Below are 16,659 nucleotides of genomic sequence, written 5' to 3' on the forward strand. Positions count from 1 at the left end.
TATGAATGATTTAGTTTTTATTGGCTCCGTGAACAACGAGCCATATACCACAGATAAGATTATTTCAGATTACAGCGGTAATCAGTTAAAGGTTGTAAAAAATCTAATTCGCAATCATAAGAATGATTTAACAGAATTAGGGGTTTTGCATTTTGAAAATGCTAAACCTATCAAAGGTTCTAAAGGTGGACGACCAATTAAGACATACCGTTTAAACGAAATGCAAGCGACTTTATTAATGACCTATCTTGATAACACTGACCAAGTTAGAGAATTTAAGAAACGACTGGTCAAGGCTTTCTTTCAAATGAGAGATGAGAAGCTAAAACAAGTTAGAAATAGAGTTATTGGTATTCCACAACGGCGCACCCTTACGGATGCTATTCAGCAATGGGAGCATGGCAACAGTTGGAGCTACAAGACCGTTACTGATTTACTGCTAAAACAAGTTACTGGTATGAATGCAAAACAGCTTAAAGCGTCCAGACATGTAAAAAATGCAATGGACGGCTTAACAACCATTGAACAAGCAAAGTACCAGCAACTAGAAAATATTGTCACGGGTTTTATTGGATTAAATAAGACTTATGACCAGATTAAGGGAATTTTGTTATTAACAAGTGAGGTGGTTTAAATGGACGTTAGCGTACAGATACCAGATCACGTATTAGCGGATGCGATTAATGAGAAACTAGCAACTTTCAAGCCCGTTGACCCGTTTCCCGAAGTAATGGACAAGGGCACCACAGCCAAGTTTCTACATTGTAGCCGGGTAACACTAGACCACTGGATTAAAGACAATGGTTTACCAGTTGCCAAAATTGGCAACAATTACCGGTTCGTAAAAGCTGATTTGATTAGTTGGGTTCAATCACATAGTAAATAGTTTAAGTCACAGCTTGCCGGCGTGGAGGTATGAAAATGCTAACTCAAATTACTAACCAAATTAGTTACTTACTAGAAACAGAATTATCCAAGACCAGTGGTTTATTGATATTCAGTTTTCTAGCCTATGTTGTTTATTGCTTAACGGGGTGGTTTGGTCTAGCGCCCCTAATTAGTTATGAATTATTGATGTATTGGCGTACATGTTAGGAGTGAAGAAAATGGATAAAGAATTACACAGCGCTTTGCTGAATGAATTAACCGACAATATCGAAGTTTTAAAGGGTCATGGCACTGTAACAATGGATAATCACGTTATGAGTAGTAACGAATTAATCAATGAAAGCATTCATTTATTACAGCAATTAAAGAAAGTGACGGGTAATGAAAATAAAACCGATTGAAATTAATATCCACATGGATAACGGGAATTGGTACCGTACTGTAATGGACGGAGTAACCAGCGTTGAAGAAATTCGCAAAATCATTTTTGACCAGCCGGAGTTTATGTTTTTAATGCGGGGTGCAGATTACCCGGCAATCATCCGCACGGATGCTATTTCATCAATTGAGGTGTTGTCTAATGAAATTCAATAAAGCAGAACAGCAGTTAATTAATTTAATTCCAAAAGGAAATGAACGCACCGTGTCGCTTGCTGACCTAGCAAGATTAACCGATACGGACAGCCGAAAATTGCGGGCGTTAATTTTCCACTTGGTTACAGTGCACCACATACCAATTGCGGGCGTACATGGAACGCAAAGCGGTTATTTTATCGTAACCAATGAACAGGAACGCAACCAAGCATTACAACCGCTGGTGTCGCAAGTATCGGAACTGCAAAAACGTATCCAAGCAATTACTGATACAGAACTAAAAAAGCCCGTTAATGCTGACTAACTACCACATCCGAAAGCATTAAACGGGTTGAGAATAAGGCGGGTTAAATAATAACTCGCTTTATTCATATTAACAGAATTATGAATAAAAAGAGGTATCAACCATGAAAAACATTAAAACAATTTTTGCAGACGATCATAAAGGAAATAAAGCCATTATTTTAGTGCAAGGTCATTTTACCCCTGAAATGTTAGAAAATTCAGGAGTAATAGAAGGTTCGGCAATCACGGAATTACAAGATAAAATGGCGGATGTGTTGAAACATTCAACGGTAGAAGTAATTAAGGATTAGACGAATGAATAAAGCCGATTACGCTATTCAGTACGCCAAAAAGGGGCTATATGTAATTCCGTTGCGGGAAAACTCAAAAATCCCGACTATGAAGCATAAAGACCAACCAGCGCTACCGATTAAGCGACTATACAATATCTTTAATTCACACCCGGAATTAAATATTGGCATTAAAACCGTTGATTTATTTGTGATTGATGTAGACAGTCCCGAGCATGGCAACCATAACAATAACGGGTTTAAGTCGTTGCAAGATATACCAGCCGATTTATTACCGCCAACCTTAGTTGGTACCAGTCCATCCGGTGGACGGCACTATTTTTACTTAAAGCGCAATGGTGAACCTTCACACAGTGTTATTAATTGGCGTGCGGGCGTGGATGTGGTCGCTGGTCGGAATAACTTAGTCGTGGTTCCACCGTCAACCAAAAACGGCGGTCGCTATGCGTGGTTAAATCCAAACCAGCCGATTGCATCCGCACCAGCGAAGTTAATTGATTTAATTAAACAGCAAACCAGCGATTTTATTAAGACGGATTATACGCACACCAACGGTAAACACTGGACGGGTACATTATTGGATGAAATTGTACAGGGTGCACCAGAGGGACGGCGGAACGATTATTTAACCAGACTGACGGGAAAACTGTTCATCACGGGGGCGGATGGTGAAACAGTGTACGAATTATTACAGGTTGCGAATAACCACAGCCAACCGCCGTTAGGTATGAACGAAGTTAATACGATATTTAACAGCATTTTAGAAAGAGAGGTTGTCAAACGTGAAAGAAGCCGTTAAACCAGACTACAAAAATATGGAAAGACTAAGAAAGCTCAACGAACAGGCGGAGAAACAAAACAAAATGAAATTGCCTAAATGGGCATGGTCACCAGACGGCATCAAGGTTAAAACTAAACCAGAGTCTTTAGGTAGTGTCATTCTAAAAGAAAATCATTGCTTGTATATTCAGAATAAAGATAAATATGCTTTGTACCAATATGAAACAGAAAAAGGCTATTGGCAATTAATCGGTGAACAAGCCATTAAATACTTGATCACCAGCAAATTAAAATCAGTTGGCGCATGGACAGTACGCACTAGCAGCGACACTTTTAAATTCATTAAAGACAGTATTGAAATTAAGTCACCACTGCACACCATTAATAAAATTAACCCCCGTTATTTTAATTTTAAAAATGGGGTCTATGATTTTAAAACCAACCAATTATTACCACATTCACCAGATTATTATTTTACCAGTTGCACCGATTACGCCTTGAATTTAAACGATGATGAGACACCAGAAACCAACTCATGGTTACATTATTCACTTGGTAACGCTCAAAAATTGGTTATGGAATACATCGGCTATGCTTTCTATCGGTCGTATGAACCAATACAAGGTTTTCTAATCTTACATGGCGCCGGTGGTGATGGTAAAACCACGTTTATTAATTATGTAAATAGTTTGTTTGACCATAACGACGTTTCTAGCGTTTCATTAACTGACCTTGCCAAAGCTGATAATAACTTTGATTTATCAGAATTATACTTAAAAACCTTAAACAGTTATCCAGATATATCTAAGTCAATTATTCAGGACACCGCACAGATTAAAGCATTAACCGGGAATGACTTAATTGACGCACGGGTTAAAAATAAACCGCGTTTACATAACCGATTCTTTGCTAAGTTATTGTTTGGTGCGAATGCGCTACCAGATTTTAAAGATACGTCGGAGGGTTTTTCCCGGCGGATTAATTTAGCTAATTGGCAAAAGATCAGTAATTTCAATCGTGATTTTGATACCAAGAAAATTCAAGCAGAACGGGGCACCTTTGTTTACCAGTGTATCCAGTTAGCAAAACAAGCCATGCAACGAGGGTATTTTTCTAACACGGATGAAACCACCGAGTTGCGTAAGAATTGGGTTAAAGCCAATGATCACGTCCAAGAGTTTATTGAAGAATACTGTATCACTGGAGAAGACTATCAAGAAAAGAAAATCTATTTATATAGTGGTTATCGGTCATTCTGTTTTGAGAATGGCTATAAGGCGTTAAGTAATCAAAAGTTTAAACAGGAACTAGCCAACAAGGGCTATTTTGAAAAGAATGCGTATATTGATGGGGTTCGTACCCGTTCATATATTGGCATTCGATTAAAACCAAGCATCGATGTTACTAATAATGATAAAGTTACCAGATTAAAATAGTGGAACGGTTTTAAACCAGTGGTACAACTTTGGAACGGGTTTAGTACAGATTTATGAAGCCCTAAATACTGCTATATCAACGAATGGTACAACTAGTACAATTATTTTTAATAAAGATAATAAAAAACATATATATGGTGGTATGCGTGTATATATGTACGGTATATATTAATCGAAAAAATTGTCCTTTTTGTTCCAAATGCTGTTATACCAACGGTTACAGGCAAAAAAAGTTGTGCCAAAGTTGTACCATAGCACAAAAAATTGTCCAGTAATTAGAAAGAGGATAAATGAGCATTGGTTAAATATAAACTTTTACTAGAAAAGTATGATAATAAACCGCCTTATTGGAATGAACTTCAATATCAGGCGAACCCCATTGGCATTCTTAAAATTGTCAAAAGCAAAACAGCGAAAACTTGTGGAATATTGTAAAAGGAATTTCACACACCGAAAAACGCCTAACTACCATTGTTTAACCATTGTTGGGTAATTGTTTAACGATTGTTTAGGCAGGTTAGATAAGATTAGAAAAGATAAGACTAGGTTAGGTAATGCAAGGCAAGGCGATGTAATGACAGGCGAGGCGAGAAGATGCCAGAAAATGGCAAAAAATCCATTTTTGCGTGCAAGTTAGTGTTAACCAAAGTCACAGTCGCAACTCAGGACAAATAAAAAGCATCCGTTTATCGGATGCAGAGAGAGAACAGGAACAACAAATAAAGACGATTTTTATAAATCGAGTTTTCAATAATCCACTTTACATGCTGACAGTCAAATGACAGTCAAGTGACGGTCAAGTGACCGTCAAGTGACCGTCAACCGGTACCCCCAATATAATATAAGTAAATATAAGATAATATAAATACAATATAAATAAAGATAAAATCAATTCAACTCAAATCAAATCAAAAAAATATAGTTTAAGAAAGGACTAAGGAAAGAGAAGTGTGAGGAGAAAACCCAAAATTGCCGTTGAGAAAGTGCAAGGCAAAGTAGCAAGCAAAGTAACATGTAACCTTGTGGATACCTTTATAACAGTCTTTTAACCTACTTAATATTTTTAATAGGGGTATTGAGTGGAGCAAAAGGTGGAGTAGGTAGTTGAGGAGTTCATGGAGTAAAGAGTGGAGAAGATAGTGGACTAAGGGACGTTGAAACATCAATCAGCGCCCCTTATTGCTTATCTGACAGTATTTGTCTATGTACACTATCTTGTAAACCAACATGACAACTAACATGTAAACCACCTTGTAAACTATGTTGGTACTGTTTAGTACCATCGTTAGGTACAGAGGCATATACAGCATTAACTACACTGTTAAGTACACTGATAACACCACTAATAAGCACACAGTTATCACTACTGACATCCGTAACCCTTGATGTTATGCAATCGGACAAGTTGTCCTAATTGAGTTGACCGAAGTGATAAATGCACGATATAGCTGTTTAGATAGCTGGATATAGCTGATGCATAGTTGCATCACATTACTACAACTGTCAACGGTAAGTAGTAGCAGAGATAGTAGCGGAGATGTTTCACGTCATTGTTTCACACAAGGACGGATGCCTAACGATCATAGCCAACAGAAAACACTATTACGTTTTTTACCCTGCTAATTCTTAAGTTTTGCCTTGCTATGAAGCGAGTATCAGTGAACTAATATAATTAATCATTTAACCATTAGAATTGGTCAGAGAGCCTTAAAATGAGAATTAGAACATAATAAAAAGCCCCTTATCTTGTTGTCAGCAACGGGCGTAGTTAAATTGTAATCATGTTTAAGTTTGTCAGCAGTTAATAAGGGCGGTAAGGGCGCATCATAAAAAAAGATGACAATTCAGACACCCTAAAAAAGAATTCAGGCAGTTCATACACCCTAAAAAAAGAGAGGTAATAAAATGACAATTCTAAATAGTTTCGACGATTGGATGTTTTACCGCTTAATTGCTAACGCCTTTCATATCACACTAGACCAAGCCTATTGGCGTACCAACATAGCAATGCTGATCATTGTAGTTTTGACGGTAATGGGTTATGTATTGGTGGAATATAAACACTAAGTCCATCCGCTTGAGGCATGGCTACACCGACAAATGCTGATGTGATGAAAAGAGCGTTGTATCAGTGTTGATCATTTGTAATTAAAGGAACATTAGGCGGAAAAGGTGAAGTATTTTGTGAGGTGGAAATGATAAGTACAAACATGGTTATAATTTAGTTTTTGGTTTGCTGCTAGGGGTACTTATTCAATCCATTTTTTCGCAGTTCAAAAGATAGTTAAAAGAACTAGGCTGGTTAGTTGACCTAACTCTTTAATTAATAGTTTAAATAAGTTTGGAGGGATCGCATGGGCTGGTATAAAGGGCGGTATGTAATGAACCATCGGACTTTATCGCAATGGTTCGATGCAAGCCGACACAAGAAAGATAATTATTTCAGAATTCGGAACCGTGACCAAGCGGATGAGAGTGTAGTTAAGTTTGTTTATAGTCCGAATGTGATTAAAAATCGGCGGTTATATGCACCATGCGCAACGGTATATAAGCATTATTTAGATTATTGTGACCAGCAGGGAATCACACCATTAGGCAACCGTCCATTCAAAAAGAACATGCAACTACTCGGGTTTGTCTACCAGAAACATCATCGGTTCTATGCTGGTTACTATCAGAATAAAGTAACCACCGCATATAAGAACATTGGTATTAGGTCACAAACTAAGAACAAATAAAACTGTTCCGTACCTTGTCCAATTCTGAAATGCTGATATAACAGTGATCTGGCTAAAATAACGTACACAAAATTGCACATTATCGGGGATGTTTGTAGTTAAAAGAATGTTGTTAATTGTTGTTAAAAATGGGGGGATGTTAGTAATGCTGTTATTCTTTGATGATCAATTTTTACCGTATGCAGTCGGTATTTTATGGGTGCTATTAGTGGTAATTTATCTAGTGCATAATTTCCGATAAAACAACCTCACAAAACCTGTATTTAATTTTCTACTAGTAGTTAAATGCAATTGCGTTTGTCTGGTTACCTATGATTGTTGATGCATCAGCATTAAGCGGATGAATGAAGCGCAATTTAGAGCAATAATAGAGGCTTTTTAAGCTGGTATTTTTTCCGTTGAAAAATGTTGACATTTCTAAACAATCGTAGTTAAAAAGCCGTTGGTCAATTGCTGACTAACGGCTTAATTGTTGCGTTGTGTTATATGTATGATAGCTATAAAATGTAATCAGGTTGGCGGTAGGAAGTCATGAGCCTACCAAGAACCAAGATAGTCTACAAAACATTAAACTGCGTCAGCGTCTACATCAATCCGAGTAGACAGGGGCGCGACGTAATATGTTTAGTTTTTGTTTCTACTCAATTAGTGGAGAGCTGTTATTGTGAACATAACAATCATGCTTACTATTTCTAACGGTAAGCTGTTTGCTACTGTATTAATTACGGTAGTTTATGTTGTGTTTATGGTAATAAAAAAACGCCCTAAGTAGGACGTTTCTCACTAACTGAGTAGACTATCGGGCGTTAGGTGCTGACATCACCTAACGCCTTTTACATATATAATTATATCAGAAATCTATCACTACACAAGATATATTTAAACATCATAGAACACGAAAAGAGGGTTAAACATGGTTAGTCAGGCACAAATGAACGCTACTAGACGTTATGAGAAACGACACCCCGAAAAGAACCGCCTGTATCAGTATCGGTCAAATGCTAGAACATTCATCCGCAAATACGCAAGCATTGATGATTTAGACGCACTAATTGCCTTTGCACAGGAACAGAAAATAATCAACGGTAATTATCTAATGGCGGATGGTTGCCGTTTTAATTTACCCCGCCCCCCGTATCTGCTGACAGCAAGAGCGCACACATTGCCGTTAGCTTGCACACAAGCCCTAGTTTGAAAAATTTTAGGGTAGGGGGGTAATGTTAAGAATTACTAGGGTAATAACATTCGTGATTCTTGAATTAATAAATTAACGACTGTTTATTAGTCCAATAATTGCCGATTTTGCACCCATAATAAAAAAGAGTTCCGTATCATTTAGATACAGAACTCAAAAAATCACCACAACGGCGACTTCCCTAAATACCAATCGAAATTTATTATAACAAAAAAGCCGTCAAAATGGACGACTTCCGCAATAATATCAGCATTTCCATTGTAACGATAAAATAAAAAACAGCACAAGTCTAGTTGACCTATGCCGTTCAGTATCGAGAATATCCCGAATGAAACCTTAATTCATATTATACGGGGTAACAGCATGGATAGTAAAACCATCATCCGCAACTTGCGGGGCTTTTTTAAAATTGATTATCGTGGTATCTATTTACGATCTGGAGTATGGGCGAAACGTGAAATTAAAAACCGTAGGGCGGAAAGTAAGCAATGTTTGAAGTGCTTTTTAGCGATTGAACAGGCAGTAGGCGGATGCACAAAAGAACATCAAAAGATCATTGAGTATCGTTATTTAGAGCAGTTACAAGGGAAGCAAGTAATCAAGATGTTGGATATTAGCAAGTCGCAATATTATGTACACGAACGGGAAGCATTGCTAGAGTTTGGTAGCCAATTGAAACAAGTTTATCCCGCCTTGTATGAGGCAATCATGGAGCAGAATTACTAGATTTTGTCGTTAAACTCTACAAAATAAAAAATGCTACCCTTTGAAAAGGTAGCAGCCAAGCCGACAAGAAGCATTTATTTTTTGTCGTGAGTTTGTCGTGAACTTTGTAAAAAATGGTGTTTAATAGCGTTTAGTGAAAAATAAAAATGCTGATATATCAACGTTTTAAACACCATTGATAATCAGCAAACAATAAAAAAATCACCCGCACGGGGATCGAACCCGTAACTCCGCCTTGAGAGGGCGACGTCTTAACCAATTTGACCAGCGGGCAATAAGCAATATTACTTAATTAGTATACTAAACAAACTAATTTGCGTCAATGGTTACTCGAAGGAGAGTTCAATTAAATAGGCATGTTGTTTGCTAACGTGACCAGTTGTAATCCAGACATCATGGAAGCCCGGATTATCCTGATCGGTCATATCGTAATAATAATCAAGTAAATCACCGTTCTTAGCCACAAAGTCGGGAGAAAGGCGGTTAACCATCAGCTTATGTTCTGGAAAATAGAAATCACTGTCTGAAACCTTCAACTTATCATCGACAGTAATAGCCACTGCATTTGAATATTGAGGGACAGTTGCAATTACTAATTCTGGATGATGGTAAATCTTGGATAAGACGTAATAAAGAGCGTCAGAATTACTTGCCATCGCTATTGCTCCTTTCGATAACAATTTATTTCATTCTAACAAACTTTACTAATTTAGGTTACCGATTTATTAAAAAATCTTGCGTATCGACGATAAGTTTTGTATAATTACCTTGTTCTAATTTATTGGGTATTCGCCAAACTGGTAAGGCAGCGGACTCTGAATCCGTAATCTACTGGTTCGAGACCAGTATACCCAACTAATAATTAAAAGTGAGTGTCATTAATTTGGCACTCACTTTTTCTTTACTATTTCTTAAAAAATGGATAATTCCCATTGCGATCAGGGGTAGCGAGGTTCTTCCCTTAATGTTTTTACAAATAATTTAAAAATGTTTCAAAAACATTACATGTGCGTTACAATATAAATGTAATCAATTAATAAAGTAACTTAAAAAATCTGTTGAGGGGGTTACGATTATGAAAAGCGCACAACAAAAAGTATTGACGGGGACAGTTCTATTGATGTCAGCATTCTTACTAGGAGGCTGCGCATCAACTAGCACAACCTCAACATCTAGTCACAAGCCGACTTCTGCAAAGGTTGTTAAGAAGAGTAATAAGACTAGCGAAAAGAGTGCTAAACAAAATTCAGCAAATAAGAATGTTGCATTTGTTGCTACCCCAGCTACTAATAATTCAAGTTCTAACTCAACGGCGACAGCAGCTAGTTCATCCGTTAGTCGACAAGCAGCGACGACTGCAAGTTCTGCTGTTGCTAACCACCAAAAGAGTTCATCAACAGCAACGGCAAACCGTTCTGATGCGGATGTTTTGAACAGTTTTATCGCGGCTAGTGGTCTTCAACAACGTGAAGGAAATTACTACTTTGTTCAAAGCCAAGGTAATGGACAGTACCGGGTTGAAGTACGGAACACGGGAAAGAACCAAGACCAAAATGTTGCTAACTTGACTGGGCTATACAACTACAACGCCAATAATAATCAAGTTCAAAAGATGGACCCAATCACTGGTCAATTTAACTAATTGAATTAAATTTTTCCTAACTTCAAGGTAAAGGAGCGACTGATAAATTCGGTCGCTCCTTTTGTTATTAAAAATGTAAATTTAACATCGTCACAATACAGTAGGTTAAACCGCTGGCAATGACTGGACCAGCTGCGATTCCTTTGAAGAGTACAACACCCATAATGGTTCCGAATACGAGCGCCACGGTCACTTGTGGTGAGGACGAGAGTTGATTAACGCCCAACCGCGATAAAATCGCGACGGCAATTCCCATTGTAATTGCGATCCAACCTGCTGGTGTTCTAAAGACCCGCATTAAATCATGAAAAGTAATTTCACCCGTAGCAATTGGAATCAGAATTGCTACAGAAATGATTGTTACTCCCCAGTTAATCCCTTTACTTTGAATGACGGGGAGCCATTTTTGGGTAAAAGGGAGTGCTTTAATCAGCATGACAACCAAAGTCGCAATCACTAATGAACTATTCTTTCCCACCATTGCAATTATTAAAACGAGCGCGAGAAATAACCAAGTTTCCATATCAATCTCCTTAAATGTTTTTTACTATCATGCCATTTTCCCTTGTGTTTGTCATTAAAAAGAGTAAGATAGTAAATTATTAGGTACCTAATGATTAGGCGCCACAAAATATCGAAAGTAAAGGACAGTAAAATGGATGAAAAACACGTACTGTTCCACCAATTAATGAAAAACACCCGCGTGATTCACGAAATTGCCTTACGCAATCGTAAACACATTGGACATTTTCAAGGCGGTGGTCAGATCATTGCAGTTCTCGGTCAACACGGGAACCAATTTTATCAAAATGAGTTAGCCAAGCAGGTTCATGTCAGGCCGAGCTCGTTATCCCAAGTTTTGAGCCGTTTAGAGCAGGATCAGCTGATTACAAGAAAGCGCGATCCACAAGATCGACGCCAAATTGTTGTTAGCTTGAGTAAAAAAGGACAGGCAAAGAATCAAGAACTGGAAGCTGAACGTGAAGAGTTTGTCGATGCGCTACTCGACCGACTGAGCATTGATGATTGTAAAGAGTTAATTCGGATTGGCAGCCTTATGGTGTCAGGACTTCAGGATAAATATCAAAAGGATGGTGGAGAGTAAATGATTAAAATTGCTAAACGAAATTTAGAATGGTTACCAACCATGTTGGCCGTCCTATTTCTTTTTTTTCAAGTGGCAGCTGATTTGTATTTGCCGACCATTACCTCGGATTTAATTGATAAAGGGGTTTTGCAACGCGATATTCATTACATTTGGAATGAAGGCGGCAAGATGCTTTTGGTAGCTGCAATTGGGCTAGTTGCTGCTGGTTTGAACGTTTACTTTGCCTCAACGCAATCAATGAAGGTAGGGCAAAAGCTTCGGGAGCAGGTTTACCGGACGGTCTTAAAGTTTTCTAGTCAAGAAATGAGCAAGTTTGGTGATTCCTCACTCATTACCCGTTCAACTAACGACATTGTTCAAATTCAAAATGTAATGGTGCAAGTTTTACGGATGATGCTTCAATCACCGATTATGTTAGTCGCTGCTTGTGTCCTGGCATATTATCGGGAACCCCGTTTAACTAAGATTTTCTTAATTTCCTTACCAGTGTTGGCAATTGTTGTAATTGCCATCATGTACTTTGCCATCCTGCTATTTAAAAGCATTCAACAAAAAACTGACCGGATTAACCTTATTTTCCGGGAAGGCTTGACTGGCGTGCGGGTGATTCGGGCTTTTAACCAGGAAGCGCGTGAGCAAAATCGTTTTAAAGCTGCGAATGAGGATTATACCAAGACGGGAATTAAGGCTTACACACTAGTATCATTTCTCTTTCCGATCATGACGCTAGTGCTAAGCCTAACTAATATTGGGATTATTTGGCTAGGTGCTCATTTGATTGGTCAAATGAGTATGCAAGTTGGTAATCTGATTGCTTTTATGACTTATTCAACTCAAATCTTGATTAGCTTTATGATGCTTTCAATGGTCTTCGTATTTGTACCACGGGCCTCGGCATCTGCTAAGCGGGTTAATGAGGTGTTAGAACAACCACTTGTTATTGCCGACCCAGTTAAACCACAGACGTTTAGTGGTACGCCAACAGCTTCCTTAGCTTTTGATCATGTTGATTTTCGCTATACCGGAGCAGAACAATTGGCACTGTCTGATTTGAATTTTAATATTAAGGCCGGGCAGACGTTGGCCATTATCGGCGGAACTGGTTCAGGGAAGTCATCATTAGTCAATTTAATTCCTCGTTTGTTTGATATTGAAAGCGGACAAATTAAAGTGGATGGTTATCCAGTGAATAAGCTTTCGCAACATGACTTACATAAGTTAATCTCAATTACGCAACAAAAAGCCGTCCTCTTTACTGGAACGATTCGTTCCAACATGCAATTTGGGTTGCCAAACGCAACTGATGAACAAATTTGGCATGCGCTGGATATTGCTCAAGCAACTGATTTTGTTAAAGAAGCGGGTGGCTTGGATGCTGCGGTCGAACAAAACGGGGGGAATTTCTCCGGTGGGCAGCGGCAACGGCTCGCAATTGCCCGGACAATTATTAAACCAGCCTCAGTTTACATCTTTGATGATTCATTCTCCGCGCTTGATTTTAAGACGGATGCTCAGTTAAGAATGGCTCTCCATCAGGATGCGGAATTACAGAAGGCCGTGACCGTGATTGTTGCACAACGGATTTCGACGGTGGCCGATGCTGACTTAATTCTGGTTCTAGATGACGGTAAGGTGGTTGGTCAAGGAACTCACCAACAATTAGTTGCCGAAAATAAAACTTACCAGCAAATTCTGAATTCACAAATTCAAAAGGAGGCGCATCACCATGCATAATGGACCACAACGAGGTAAGCCGGCCAAGGCCACACATTTTTGGCCAACGACCAAACGTTTAATTTCATATTTAGGTCCGTGGAAATGGGGGGTTATTGTTTCGGTCATCATGGCCATCATTTCTGTAATTCTATCGATCATGGCACCAAAGATCTTGGGTGAAGCGACAACCACGATTTATGATGGGGTGGTCCGTGGTTACCAAGAAATGAAGGCGGGAATGAAGCTTCATTCGCTCCCTATTGATTATTCCAAGATTATGCGGATTGTGATTGTCGTTGTCTTGTTGTACGTTTTTTCAGGCCTATTCAGCTTTGTTCAACAAGTGATGATGACGCGGATCTCTCAACGGGTTGTTTATAATCTTCGTCAAGATTTGAAAGCCAAAATGGCGCGGGTGCCAATTAAATATTACGATACCCATTCTAATGGGGATATTATGAGTCGAATGGTGAATGATATGGATAATATCGCCGGGACCCTCCAACAAGGGATGATCCAAATTATTACCAGTACCATTACTTTTGTTGGTGTCCTTGCCCTGATGATTTCAATCAGTTGGAAACTGACGTTGGTGGCATTAGTTATCATTCCACTCAGTCTGTTAGTGGTTGGTTTTGTAGCCCCGACAGCACAAAAGCTGTTTGCTCGACAACAAGCTACTTTGGGTGAAATCAACGATCAAGTGGAAGAAACTTATGCGGGCCACACGATCGTCCGGGTTTTTAACCACGAACAAGATGAACAACAACAGTTTGCCAAGAAAAATCAGCAATATTATCAAGCTGCTTGGAAGGCGCAGTTCTTTTCGATTTTAATTTTTCCATGTATGAACTTTGTGAGAAATGTTGGTTACTTATTGGTGGCAGTTGTTGGGGCAATTCAGGTTGCTCATGGTCAAATTACCCTTGGTAACGTTCAGGCATTCCTCCAATATTCCAATCAATTTTCACAACCCATTACACAGATTGCGAACCTTTCCAGTACCATTCAACAGACAATTGCATCCGCAGAACGGATTTTTGAGGTGATTGATCAACCTGAAATGGATAATGAGCTCGCTACCACTCCCGCCAAATCTGGCGACCAATCAGCAATTGAGTTTGACCACGTCAAGTTTGCTTATCAACCGGATGAGCCTTTAATTAAGGACTTTAATTTATCTGCACCCCGGAATAAAATGGTGGCAATTGTTGGTCCTACTGGAGCAGGGAAGACAACGATTATTAATTTACTAGAACGTTTCTACGACGTTGATGGTGGTCATATTTACTATAATGGTCAAGATACACGATCAATGACGCGGGAAGACCTGCGTAAGCACGTGGGAATGGTTTTACAAGATACTTGGCTCTTTACGGGAACCATTTTCGAAAATATCAAATATGGACGTAACGACGCAACTGATGAAGAGGTCTATGAGGCCGCTCGCTTAGCATATGCAGACTCATTTATTCGCGAATTACCGAATGGATATGATACGATTTTAGATGAAACAGCATCCAATATTTCCCAAGGACAACGGCAATTGCTGACGATTGCCCGGGCCTTTTTGGCAGATCCTGACATCTTAATCTTGGACGAGGCTACCAGTTCAGTTGATACTCGAACAGAAGCGTTAATCCAAAATGCCATGAATGATATTCAGAAGGGGCGGACCAGCTTTGTTGTTGCTCACCGTCTTTCTACGATCCGTGATGCTAATCAAATTATTGTGATGAATCACGGGCAGATTATTGAAACTGGTAATCATGAATCACTGATGGCCCAAAATGGTTTCTATGCTGATCTCTACAATAGCCAATTTGCCGGGAATCAGTTGGCTAATTAGGAAGGGTAAAAAATGCAAACAAAATATGCGCGTACGCAACAATTATTAGCAGAGATGGTCACTAAAAAGGTTGTGCCAGGAGTAAGCTATGCGATTTTTGATGGTTCAAAAACTCTCCGTAAAGTCATGGGAATGGCAGAGGTAACACCGCAATCAATTCCGCTTCGGGATGGGATGCAGTATGATTTAGCTTCGTTAACGAAGGTGGTGGGAACCGTCCCGGTAATTGCATTGCTTCTGCAGGCTGGCGCTCTACATTTGGATGATCCTGTGCGAAAATTTCTTCCTGAGATCAATAATGGAGCGGTTAAAGTACGTCACTTGATAACGCATACGGCGGCCATTGAAGGTTACATTCCTCACCGGAATGAGCTGCCCACCGATCAGTTGCTGGATGGTCTGTTGACGATGGAACAGATTGGCCCTAATTTAGGGAAAAACATTCTTTATACAGATATTGGCTTCATTTATTTAGGGCTCATTGCTGAACGAATTTGGGGACAACCAATTCAGATCTTGAGTCAACGACACATTTTTAAGCCGTTAGGGATGACCCGAACTACTTATACTCCGCATTGGCAAGATTGTGTTCCAACGGAAATTCAGAAGCAACGCGGCCTGATTCGAGGAAGCGTTCATGATCCGAAGGGCTTCATCCTGCAGCGTCATTGCGGGAGTGTGGGGCTTTTCTCAACATTGGACGATTTGTTGAAATATAGTCATGCCTTGTTAGAAACAAATTTAGACGGTATTTTGACTGATCAAACAATCTCGTTGATGTTTCATGATCAGACCCCCCTAACTGGTAATCATAATCGGGGACTCGGCTGGAAATTATTGCATGCCCATACAGCAGATCATCATTCTGTCATCAGCCACACGGGATTTACAGGAACGTGGTTGATTCTAGATCGGCAAGATGATCAAGGAATGATTGTATTATCAAATCGGGTCCATCCAAGTGCGAATAATGATGATTATTTGAATTATCGTGGTTTGATTATGGCTACTTACCTTAATGAAAAGAATCGCTAAAAAACAGGCGGCTTTAGGACACTGTTGAGACAGTGCTTAGAGTCGCCTGTTTTTTAATTAAAATATTGTCGTTTTAGTCGATCCATCCGCATAACCATGAGGGTTTCAAATAGGCATAAAAGTGAGACTAGCGGTATGTAAAAAGAAGATGGGGTTACAAAGATGATGAAGATTAAAATCCATGATCCCCAATTCCACCGGCGATCCAGTTTGAGGGCCTTGGATAGTTGCTGCCGTTCATGCTCGCTACGAATCATGGGTAGTTGGCTGGTTAAAAAGGTAAAGAGGCGGAATTCCCAAAATGATTCACCAATAAAGATAATGGTCATTAAGGTCACAAAGATTGTTGACATGGT

General features: G+C 39.2%; 21 protein-coding genes and 2 tRNA genes. 19 read left to right on the forward strand and 4 right to left on the reverse strand.

The window, feature by feature from the left end; all coding sequences use genetic code 11:
- The first annotated feature begins 1 nt into the window (after position 1).
- From AC1EKL_RS04580 to AC1EKL_RS04640, 13 genes are all read left to right on the forward strand, one after another.
- Complete coding sequence (locus tag AC1EKL_RS04580; protein ID WP_480190218.1) at positions 2 to 634, forward strand: Rha family transcriptional regulator; 633 nt, start codon at positions 2 to 4, stop codon at positions 632 to 634.
- A complete protein-coding gene (locus tag AC1EKL_RS04585; protein WP_464465498.1) occupies positions 635 to 886 on the forward strand; it encodes a helix-turn-helix domain-containing protein in 252 nt (83 codons plus the stop codon).
- Positions 887 to 921: 35 nt separating this feature from the next.
- Positions 922 to 1,095: a hypothetical protein gene (locus tag AC1EKL_RS04590; protein ID WP_480190055.1), complete on the forward strand. Its 174-nt coding sequence runs from the start codon at positions 922 to 924 to the stop codon at positions 1,093 to 1,095.
- Positions 1,096 to 1,106: 11 nt separating this feature from the next.
- Positions 1,107 to 1,289 carry a hypothetical protein gene (locus tag AC1EKL_RS04595; RefSeq protein ID WP_480188641.1) on the forward strand — a complete coding sequence of 61 codons (183 nt, stop codon included), beginning with the start codon at positions 1,107 to 1,109 and terminating at the stop codon, positions 1,287 to 1,289.
- Complete coding sequence (locus AC1EKL_RS04600; RefSeq protein ID WP_480188642.1) at positions 1,270 to 1,482, forward strand: hypothetical protein; 213 nt, start codon at positions 1,270 to 1,272, stop codon at positions 1,480 to 1,482. The genes AC1EKL_RS04595 and AC1EKL_RS04600 overlap by 20 nt, the downstream gene beginning before the upstream one ends.
- Positions 1,469 to 1,786, forward strand: coding sequence for a hypothetical protein (locus AC1EKL_RS04605; RefSeq protein ID WP_480188643.1), 318 nt, complete (start codon positions 1,469 to 1,471; stop codon positions 1,784 to 1,786). The genes AC1EKL_RS04600 and AC1EKL_RS04605 overlap by 14 nt, the downstream gene beginning before the upstream one ends.
- 103 nt (positions 1,787 to 1,889) lie before the next feature.
- Positions 1,890 to 2,078 carry a hypothetical protein gene (locus tag AC1EKL_RS04610; RefSeq protein WP_480188644.1) on the forward strand — a complete coding sequence of 63 codons (189 nt, stop codon included), beginning with the start codon at positions 1,890 to 1,892 and terminating at the stop codon, positions 2,076 to 2,078.
- 4 nt (positions 2,079 to 2,082) lie between these two features.
- A complete protein-coding gene (locus tag AC1EKL_RS04615) occupies positions 2,083 to 2,877 on the forward strand; it encodes a bifunctional DNA primase/polymerase (RefSeq protein ID WP_480188645.1) in 795 nt (264 codons plus the stop codon).
- Positions 2,861 to 4,294 carry a DNA primase family protein gene (locus AC1EKL_RS04620; protein ID WP_480188646.1) on the forward strand — a complete coding sequence of 478 codons (1,434 nt, stop codon included), beginning with the start codon at positions 2,861 to 2,863 and terminating at the stop codon, positions 4,292 to 4,294. Before AC1EKL_RS04615 ends, AC1EKL_RS04620 begins: the two co-directional genes overlap by 17 nt.
- Before the next feature lie 2,354 nt (positions 4,295 to 6,648).
- Positions 6,649 to 7,032 carry a hypothetical protein gene (locus AC1EKL_RS04625; RefSeq protein ID WP_480188647.1) on the forward strand — a complete coding sequence of 128 codons (384 nt, stop codon included), beginning with the start codon at positions 6,649 to 6,651 and terminating at the stop codon, positions 7,030 to 7,032.
- Between the two features lie 106 nt (positions 7,033 to 7,138).
- A complete protein-coding gene (locus AC1EKL_RS04630) occupies positions 7,139 to 7,273 on the forward strand; it encodes a hypothetical protein (protein ID WP_480190079.1) in 135 nt (44 codons plus the stop codon).
- Between the two features lie 672 nt (positions 7,274 to 7,945).
- Entirely contained in the window at positions 7,946 to 8,227 is a 282-nt protein-coding gene (locus AC1EKL_RS04635) for a hypothetical protein (protein WP_480190219.1), read from the forward strand.
- A gap of 363 nt (positions 8,228 to 8,590) precedes the next feature.
- Positions 8,591 to 8,953, forward strand: a complete 363-nt coding sequence (locus tag AC1EKL_RS04640; RefSeq protein WP_480188649.1) for a DUF1492 domain-containing protein — start codon at positions 8,591 to 8,593, stop codon at positions 8,951 to 8,953.
- Positions 8,954 to 9,154: 201 nt separating this feature from the next.
- Here AC1EKL_RS04640 and AC1EKL_RS04645 read toward each other — a convergent pair.
- Together AC1EKL_RS04645 and AC1EKL_RS04650 are read right to left on the reverse strand one after the other, a co-directional pair.
- Positions 9,155 to 9,227, reverse strand: a tRNA-Glu gene (locus AC1EKL_RS04645).
- Between the two features lie 52 nt (positions 9,228 to 9,279).
- Entirely contained in the window at positions 9,280 to 9,609 is a 330-nt protein-coding gene (locus tag AC1EKL_RS04650; RefSeq protein WP_480188650.1) for a hypothetical protein, read from the reverse strand.
- Between the two features lie 126 nt (positions 9,610 to 9,735).
- Between AC1EKL_RS04650 and AC1EKL_RS04655 the strand changes: the two genes are divergently transcribed.
- Both AC1EKL_RS04655 and AC1EKL_RS04660 read left to right on the forward strand, forming a co-directional pair.
- A tRNA-Gln gene (locus AC1EKL_RS04655) sits at positions 9,736 to 9,808 on the forward strand.
- A 220-nt stretch (positions 9,809 to 10,028) separates the two neighbouring features.
- On the forward strand, positions 10,029 to 10,595 hold the full coding sequence (locus AC1EKL_RS04660; protein ID WP_480188651.1) for a hypothetical protein: 567 nt from the start codon (positions 10,029 to 10,031) through the stop codon (positions 10,593 to 10,595).
- Positions 10,596 to 10,662: 67 nt separating this feature from the next.
- Here AC1EKL_RS04660 and AC1EKL_RS04665 read toward each other — a convergent pair whose 3' ends face one another.
- Positions 10,663 to 11,118 (reverse strand): DUF441 domain-containing protein, encoded by a 456-nt coding sequence (locus tag AC1EKL_RS04665; RefSeq protein ID WP_480188652.1) that lies wholly within the window; start codon positions 11,116 to 11,118, stop codon positions 10,663 to 10,665.
- Between the two features lie 132 nt (positions 11,119 to 11,250).
- On the opposite strand from AC1EKL_RS04665, the gene AC1EKL_RS04670 reads away from it, so the two are divergent.
- Genes AC1EKL_RS04670 through AC1EKL_RS04685 form a run of 4 tightly spaced genes read left to right on the forward strand, consistent with a single transcriptional unit; the run spans position 11,251 to position 16,303 of the window.
- Positions 11,251 to 11,700, forward strand: a complete 450-nt coding sequence (locus AC1EKL_RS04670; RefSeq protein ID WP_480188653.1) for a MarR family winged helix-turn-helix transcriptional regulator — start codon at positions 11,251 to 11,253, stop codon at positions 11,698 to 11,700.
- Positions 11,701 to 13,437: an ABC transporter ATP-binding protein gene (locus AC1EKL_RS04675; protein ID WP_480188654.1), complete on the forward strand. Its 1,737-nt coding sequence runs from the start codon at positions 11,701 to 11,703 to the stop codon at positions 13,435 to 13,437. It begins immediately after the preceding gene.
- Positions 13,430 to 15,268 (forward strand): ABC transporter ATP-binding protein, encoded by a 1,839-nt coding sequence (locus AC1EKL_RS04680; RefSeq protein WP_480190220.1) that lies wholly within the window; start codon positions 13,430 to 13,432, stop codon positions 15,266 to 15,268. Before AC1EKL_RS04675 ends, AC1EKL_RS04680 begins: the two co-directional genes overlap by 8 nt.
- Before the next feature lie 12 nt (positions 15,269 to 15,280).
- Positions 15,281 to 16,303 carry a serine hydrolase domain-containing protein gene (locus AC1EKL_RS04685; protein WP_480188656.1) on the forward strand — a complete coding sequence of 341 codons (1,023 nt, stop codon included), beginning with the start codon at positions 15,281 to 15,283 and terminating at the stop codon, positions 16,301 to 16,303.
- 53 nt (positions 16,304 to 16,356) lie between these two features.
- Here the strand turns inward: AC1EKL_RS04685 and AC1EKL_RS04690 are convergent, their stop codons facing one another.
- Positions 16,357 to 16,656 (reverse strand): hypothetical protein, encoded by a 300-nt coding sequence (locus AC1EKL_RS04690; protein WP_480188657.1) that lies wholly within the window; start codon positions 16,654 to 16,656, stop codon positions 16,357 to 16,359.
- Positions 16,657 to 16,659: the final 3 nt, after the last annotated feature.

The organism is Limosilactobacillus sp. C0001E2, assembly GCF_056590915.1.

Coding starts and splice junctions, on each gene's coding strand:
- AC1EKL_RS04690 (WP_480188657.1), bottom strand. CDS start 16,656: ATGTCAACAATCTTTGTGACCTTAATGACCATTATCTTTATTGGTGAA.
- AC1EKL_RS04605 (WP_480188643.1), top strand. CDS start 1,469: ATGAAATTCAATAAAGCAGAACAGCAGTTAATTAATTTAATTCCAAAA.
- AC1EKL_RS04670 (WP_480188653.1), top strand. CDS start 11,251: ATGGATGAAAAACACGTACTGTTCCACCAATTAATGAAAAACACCCGC.
- AC1EKL_RS04600 (WP_480188642.1), top strand. CDS start 1,270: ATGAAAATAAAACCGATTGAAATTAATATCCACATGGATAACGGGAAT.
- AC1EKL_RS04610 (WP_480188644.1), top strand. CDS start 1,890: ATGAAAAACATTAAAACAATTTTTGCAGACGATCATAAAGGAAATAAA.
- AC1EKL_RS04630 (WP_480190079.1), top strand. CDS start 7,139: ATGTTGTTAATTGTTGTTAAAAATGGGGGGATGTTAGTAATGCTGTTA.
- AC1EKL_RS04595 (WP_480188641.1), top strand. CDS start 1,107: ATGGATAAAGAATTACACAGCGCTTTGCTGAATGAATTAACCGACAAT.
- AC1EKL_RS04580 (WP_480190218.1), top strand. CDS start 2: ATGAATGATTTAGTTTTTATTGGCTCCGTGAACAACGAGCCATATACC.
- AC1EKL_RS04650 (WP_480188650.1), bottom strand. CDS start 9,609: ATGGCAAGTAATTCTGACGCTCTTTATTACGTCTTATCCAAGATTTAC.
- AC1EKL_RS04675 (WP_480188654.1), top strand. CDS start 11,701: ATGATTAAAATTGCTAAACGAAATTTAGAATGGTTACCAACCATGTTG.
- AC1EKL_RS04615 (WP_480188645.1), top strand. CDS start 2,083: ATGAATAAAGCCGATTACGCTATTCAGTACGCCAAAAAGGGGCTATAT.
- AC1EKL_RS04665 (WP_480188652.1), bottom strand. CDS start 11,118: ATGGAAACTTGGTTATTTCTCGCGCTCGTTTTAATAATTGCAATGGTG.
- AC1EKL_RS04625 (WP_480188647.1), top strand. CDS start 6,649: ATGGGCTGGTATAAAGGGCGGTATGTAATGAACCATCGGACTTTATCG.
- AC1EKL_RS04685 (WP_480188656.1), top strand. CDS start 15,281: ATGCAAACAAAATATGCGCGTACGCAACAATTATTAGCAGAGATGGTC.
- AC1EKL_RS04680 (WP_480190220.1), top strand. CDS start 13,430: ATGCATAATGGACCACAACGAGGTAAGCCGGCCAAGGCCACACATTTT.
- AC1EKL_RS04585 (WP_464465498.1), top strand. CDS start 635: ATGGACGTTAGCGTACAGATACCAGATCACGTATTAGCGGATGCGATT.
- AC1EKL_RS04635 (WP_480190219.1), top strand. CDS start 7,946: ATGGTTAGTCAGGCACAAATGAACGCTACTAGACGTTATGAGAAACGA.
- AC1EKL_RS04590 (WP_480190055.1), top strand. CDS start 922: ATGCTAACTCAAATTACTAACCAAATTAGTTACTTACTAGAAACAGAA.
- AC1EKL_RS04640 (WP_480188649.1), top strand. CDS start 8,591: ATGGATAGTAAAACCATCATCCGCAACTTGCGGGGCTTTTTTAAAATT.
- AC1EKL_RS04660 (WP_480188651.1), top strand. CDS start 10,029: ATGAAAAGCGCACAACAAAAAGTATTGACGGGGACAGTTCTATTGATG.